General features: G+C 70.6%; 1 protein-coding gene. It reads right to left on the bottom strand.

Annotated features, from left to right (window positions below; all coding sequences use genetic code 11):
* Window positions 1–282 (bottom strand): condensation domain-containing protein (locus tag ASC93_RS08995; RefSeq protein ID WP_162251828.1); only part of this gene is annotated, 282 nt, incomplete at both ends.

Raw genomic sequence — 282 nt, 5'->3', positions numbered from 1 at the left:
AGGCGGTCGGCGGCGAGGTCGAACGGCGCGGCCGCTTCGGCCAGCGCGAGGCGGCGCACTTCGCCGTCGCGGTCGGTCACGCTTAGTGCAGCAAGATCCATGACGGGCAGCGTCACGGCGGCGTGCGGCACGACCTGCTGCACCGGCGTGCCGTCGACGACGACGAAGCGGGTGCGCAGCGCGTCGTGGCGGTCGACGACGGTGTCCAATGCGCGCCGCAGGTGCTCGATATCCAGCTCGCCGCTGAAGCGGATCGAGAACGGCATGTTGTAGAACGGGCTG

Source organism: Massilia sp. Root335 (genome assembly GCF_001425685.1).
Classification (GTDB): domain Bacteria; phylum Pseudomonadota; class Gammaproteobacteria; order Burkholderiales; family Burkholderiaceae_D; genus Telluria; species Telluria luteola.
This window is presented reverse-complemented; position numbering and strand designations above follow the sequence as displayed.